Annotated in this window: 6 protein-coding genes and 1 tRNA gene; 6 read left to right on the top strand and 1 reads right to left on the bottom strand. The window is 69.2% G+C overall.

Features of this window, described 5'->3' with window-relative positions:
* Positions 1–985 (bottom strand): NAD(P)/FAD-dependent oxidoreductase (locus tag G6022_RS11405; RefSeq protein ID WP_182691598.1); only part of this gene is annotated, 985 nt, incomplete at its 3' end.
* 66 nt (positions 986–1051) lie between these two features.
* Between G6022_RS11405 and G6022_RS11400 the strand changes: the two genes are divergently transcribed.
* The 6 genes from G6022_RS11400 to G6022_RS11375 all read left to right on the top strand — a co-directional run bounded on the left by G6022_RS11400 (position 1052) and on the right by G6022_RS11375 (position 4455).
* Positions 1052–1609, top strand: a complete 558-nt coding sequence (locus tag G6022_RS11400) for a cupin domain-containing protein (protein ID WP_182615356.1) — start codon at positions 1052–1054, stop codon at positions 1607–1609.
* Between the two features lie 98 nt (positions 1610–1707).
* Positions 1708–1780, top strand: a tRNA-Ala gene (locus G6022_RS11395).
* A gap of 71 nt (positions 1781–1851) precedes the next feature.
* Positions 1852–2214, top strand: a complete 363-nt coding sequence (locus G6022_RS11390) for an SMR family transporter (RefSeq protein ID WP_182610614.1) — start codon at positions 1852–1854, stop codon at positions 2212–2214.
* The gene (locus tag G6022_RS11385; protein ID WP_179525828.1) at positions 2214–2531 is read left to right on the top strand and encodes an SMR family transporter; all 318 of its coding nucleotides are present in this window, start codon (positions 2214–2216) and stop codon (positions 2529–2531) included. Before G6022_RS11390 ends, G6022_RS11385 begins: the two co-directional genes overlap by 1 nt.
* Before the next feature lie 192 nt (positions 2532–2723).
* Positions 2724–4130, top strand: coding sequence for an MFS transporter (locus G6022_RS11380; RefSeq protein WP_182638887.1), 1407 nt, complete (start codon positions 2724–2726; stop codon positions 4128–4130).
* Positions 4131–4164: 34 nt separating this feature from the next.
* On the top strand, positions 4165–4455 hold the full coding sequence (locus G6022_RS11375) for a SelT/SelW/SelH family protein (RefSeq protein ID WP_182615351.1): 291 nt from the start codon (positions 4165–4167) through the stop codon (positions 4453–4455).
* Positions 4456–4488 lie beyond the last annotated feature (33 nt).

Below are 4488 nucleotides of genomic sequence, written 5' to 3'. Positions count from 1 at the left end.
CCTCGTTGACCAGCATCATGTTGACCATCCCGCCGGCCATCGACCCCGCGGCCATGGACACGGGCACGGTCGCGCCCGGGTTGGCGACGTTGCCCGCCGCCCAGATGCGCGGATGGGTCGTCGCGCCGAACTGATCCACCGCCAGGGCCGTGCCCATCGGGGTGGTGGTCCGCTCCAGGTCGAGCCCGTCGAGGAACCGGTCGTGCGGCCGCGCCGCCGGTGCGGCGAAGATCGCGTCGAGTGCGATCTCCCGTCCGTCCTCCAGACGGACGCCGCTCAGTCGCCCGTTCTCGGTCAGGACCCGGTCGACGGGAGTCGCCTCGAGCCGCACGCCGCGGGCCCGCAGTCGGGTGGCCACGTCGGCATCGGGTGCACCGCTACCGGCGGTGAGGAACACCAGGTCATCGGTCCACTGGCGCACGAGTTGCGCCTGATGCGCTGACATGGCCGTGGTGCCCAGCACCGCGATCCTGCGGCCGCGGACCTCCCAGCCGTGGCAGTAGGGGCAGTGGAGGACGCTCGTGCCCCAGAACTCCTGCAGGCCGGGGATGTCCGGCAGCTCGTCGGTCTGTCCGGACGCGACGACCAGGGCGCGTGCCGTCGCGGGCGCCGCGTCGGCGAACTCGACGGTGAGGCCGGCCCCGGCCACGTCGTTCCCCCCGATGTCGACCCCACTGTCGACCCCACTGTCGACCCCACTGTCGACCCCGCTGTCGCGGACCACGGTCACGGACCCCGTCCGCACCGTGACGTCGTACTCGCGGAGCTCCTCGCGGCCCCGGCGGAGCAGCTCGAGCGGATCCATCCCCTCGTGGCCGAGGACGCCGTGCATGTGTGCGGCGAAGCGGTTGCGCGGTTCGCCGGCGTCGACGACGAGCACGCGGCGGCGCGCCCGGCCCAGCATCAGCGCCGCCGACAGCCCCGCGGCCCCGCCGCCGATCACGATGGCGTCCCAGTGTTCCTCGATGTCCTTGTTCGTGTGCATGACAACAGTTCACGCCTGGTATGCGTAAACTGCAAGGAGATTTGCACTATTGGCAAGGAGTTGCGTGTGACGGAGGAACTCAGGCAGGTCGGGACGCGATTGCGGGCGTACCGCCACAGCAAGGGCTGGACCCTGGACCAGTTGGCCGAGCGCGCGGACATGTCGGCCAGCACGCTCTCCCGTCTCGAATCGGGCAAACGACAGTCCAGCCTCGAGCTGCTCCTCCCGCTCACCCGCCAGTTGGGGATCAGCCTCGACGATCTGGTGGCCCCGACGACGGTCGACCCGAGGGTGCGGCGTCCCGTGGTCCACCGGGACGGGATGGTGATCGCGCCCCTGGCCCCCGAGGGATCATCGGTGGGCACCTACAAGATCACCTACCCGCCGGCGAGCACCGCGCCCGAACCCCGGGTCCACGACGGCTACGAGTGGTTCTACGTCCTGTCCGGGAAGTTGCGCCTGGTCCTGGGCGACCAGGAGTTGATCCTGACCCGGGGTGAGGCAGCGGAGTTCGACACCAAGATCCCGCACAGTCTGTCGGCCGCCGGGGCGCGGCCGGCGCAGGTGATCAGCATCTTCAACGACGACGGGGTGCGGATGCACACGCACACCGCGAGCTCATGAGGCCTCCCGGCCTCCCGGTTTGGTCGGTCGCCCGGACGTGCTGGTAAGGTATCCCTCGCTGCTCGAGAGGGCGGCACCGTCGCCCGCGAGGGTGCCGGGGGGCTATAGCGCAGTTGGTAGCGCGTCTCGTTCGCATCGAGAAGGTCAGGGGTTCGATTCCCCTTAGCTCCACGGAGAGATGTCCCGGACCATCGAGTCAGATGGCCCGGGACATCCGTCATTTGCTGGAGGAACGGCGACCGATGAACACTGATGTGGGCGGCAAGTGGCTGTTCCTCGCCGCGGCGATCGCCCTCGAGGTGGCGGGCTCGCTCTCACTGAAGGGGGCGCTCACCACGCCCGCGCTCTACGCGATGGTGGCCGTCGGGTACGTGGGCGCGTTCGCCTTCCTGGCCCTCACCCTGCGGGCGGGCGTGCCGCTCGGGGTGGCGTACGGCATCTGGGGGGCCTCCGGCGTCGCCCTGACGGCGGGCCTGTCGTCCCTGATCTACCACGAGCCGCTGACCCCGCTGATGATCGCGGGCATCGCGGTGATCATCGCCGGGGTGTTGTGCGTCGAACTGGGATCCCAGCGCGCCCGGTCACGCGCCGAGGGGGCCGGCTGATGGCCTGGGCCTATCTCGCCGTCGCGATCTCCTTCGAGCTCGCCGCGACGCTCTCGCTCCGGATGGCCGTCGACAACGCGCGGTGGTACGCCGCCGTCGTGCCCGGCTACCTGGTGGCCTTCGTGTTCCTCTCCCTGACGCTGGCCGAGGGGATGCCGCTGGGGGTCGCCTACGGGATCTGGACGGCCGCCGGCGTGGCCCTGGCCGCGGTCCTGAGCCGACTGCTCTTCCGCGAACCCCTCACGCCGTTGATGGGTGCGGGGATCGTCCTGATCGCCGGCGGGGTGTTGCTCGTGGAGCTGGGCGCGGGCGTCTGAGGGCAGTGGCCCCGATCGTTAACACGGGGTTCACCACCACCACGATTCGCGCGGACGCGCCTGAGTAATGTTCTGCGTCATGGCGATACCCGCGTCCGAGGGCGACGACTAACCGGGACCCCCTCGACGGTTCAGCGATACATCGACGAGACCCCCCGCTGGCGGGACGGCACCCCCGCGGTCGCCGGCGGCATGACGAGCATGCAGGGCAGGATCTGGTGGCTCGCCTCGGCGGGGAAGTTCTTCGAGGGGCTGATCGTGTTCCTCATCGGGGTGGCGCTGCCCCTGATCACCGCCTATTGGTCCCTCTCTGCCGTGGAGACCGGTCTCCTCACCGCGGCGCCTCTGGCCGGGATCATGGTCGGCGCCACCGCGCTCGGTGGGCTCTCGGACCGGTTCGGCCGCAGACAGATGTTCCTCATCGAGATGGTGCTGTTCACCGTGTTCCTGCTCGGCGCCACCGTGGCGCCCGGGTTCGCCGTGTTCCTGGTGTGCCTGTTCGGGATGGGCACCGCTCTGGGGTGCGACTACCCGACCGCGCACGCGATGATCTCCGAGACGCAGTCCACCGCCGGCCGCGGAAGACTGGTGCTGTCGGCGTTCGCGTTCCAGGCGGTAGGGGCCGTGGCGGGGACCCTGGTCGGTGTCGCGATCCTCAGCACCACCGACTCGCTCGACTCCTGGCGGCTGATGTTCGGCGTCGTCGTGGTGCCGGCGGCACTCGTCGCCGTCGGCCGGTTGTTCATCGTCCAGAGCCCGCACTGGCTCGCGAACGTCGGTCGCCACGCGGAGGCCGAGGTCGAACTCAGAAAGCTCCTCGATCGCACGCCGCAGTACCCCTCGGTCGTGACACTCTCGGCAGACCGGGGCGCGGACGAGGCGGAGACCAAGGACGTCCGCGCGCTGTTCGCGGCCCCGTGGCGTCGGTCGACCATCCTGGCATCGGTGCCGTGGTTCCTCCAGAATCTGAGCACCTACGGCATCGGCATCTTCACGCCGACGATCATCGCGACCACGCTCGGGAACGTCGCCAGTAGCGGGTCCTCGTCGTCGGCCATCATCCACAAGGATCTGCTCGGCGCCAAGGGGGCCGCCCTCATCGACGTCTTCCTCCTGGTGGGCATCCTGGTCGCCATCGTGTTGGTCAACCGGTGGGGTCGAATGCGGTTGCAGATGCTGGGGTTCCTCGGCTGCGCGACCGGGCTGGCGATCGCCGCGTCGTCCACCCTCGCCCACGGGTCGGTGCAGACGGTGCTCGTCTTTGCCGGTTTCATCCTGTTCCAGTTCATGACCAACCTCGGGCCCAACTCGATGACCTATGTGGTGGCGGGGGAGGTGTTCCCGAACGCACTGCGCGGGACGGGTGCCGGCATGGCGGCGTCCATCGCCAAGTCGGGTGCGGTGCTGACCTCGTTCCTGTTCCCGATCCTTCTGGTCGCCTGGGGAACCAGCGCAGTCCTGGCGATCCTGGTGGGGACATCCCTGCTCGGGGCTCTCATCACGTGGCTGTTCCGCATCGAGACCACCGGCAGGAGCGTCGAGGAGATCGACTCGATGTACGAGGAGCATCCGGAGCAGGCGGAGCCCGCCCAGCGCTGATACCGGTCAGTCCACCTGTGGCACTGTGGGCGGTATGCCGTCTCCCCGGATCGCCATCACCTTCTGTACGCAGTGCCGGTGGATGCTCCGCGCCCAGTGGTACGCGGGCGAGCTTCTCCAGACTTTCGAGAGCGAGATCGGCGAGATCGCGCTCGTGCCTGCCACCGGCGGCACGTTCCGGATCGATGTCGGCGACGAGCAGGTCTGGAACCGCAAGAGGGATGGCGGATTCCCCGAGATCACCGAACTGAAGCGGGCTGTCAGAGATCTCGTCGCTCCGGGGAGGTCGCTCGGTCACGCCGACCGGGTCGAGCCCACCGACTAGTGGGTATCTCCGTTAGTGCGTCGGGGGTCAGGC

The sequence above is a fragment of the Dietzia sp. Cai40 genome (genome assembly GCF_014145165.1).
GTDB lineage: Bacteria > Actinomycetota > Actinomycetes > Mycobacteriales > Mycobacteriaceae > Dietzia > Dietzia natronolimnaea.
Note: the sequence above shows the minus strand (reverse complement) of the source record. Positions and strands in the feature narration are given on the sequence as shown.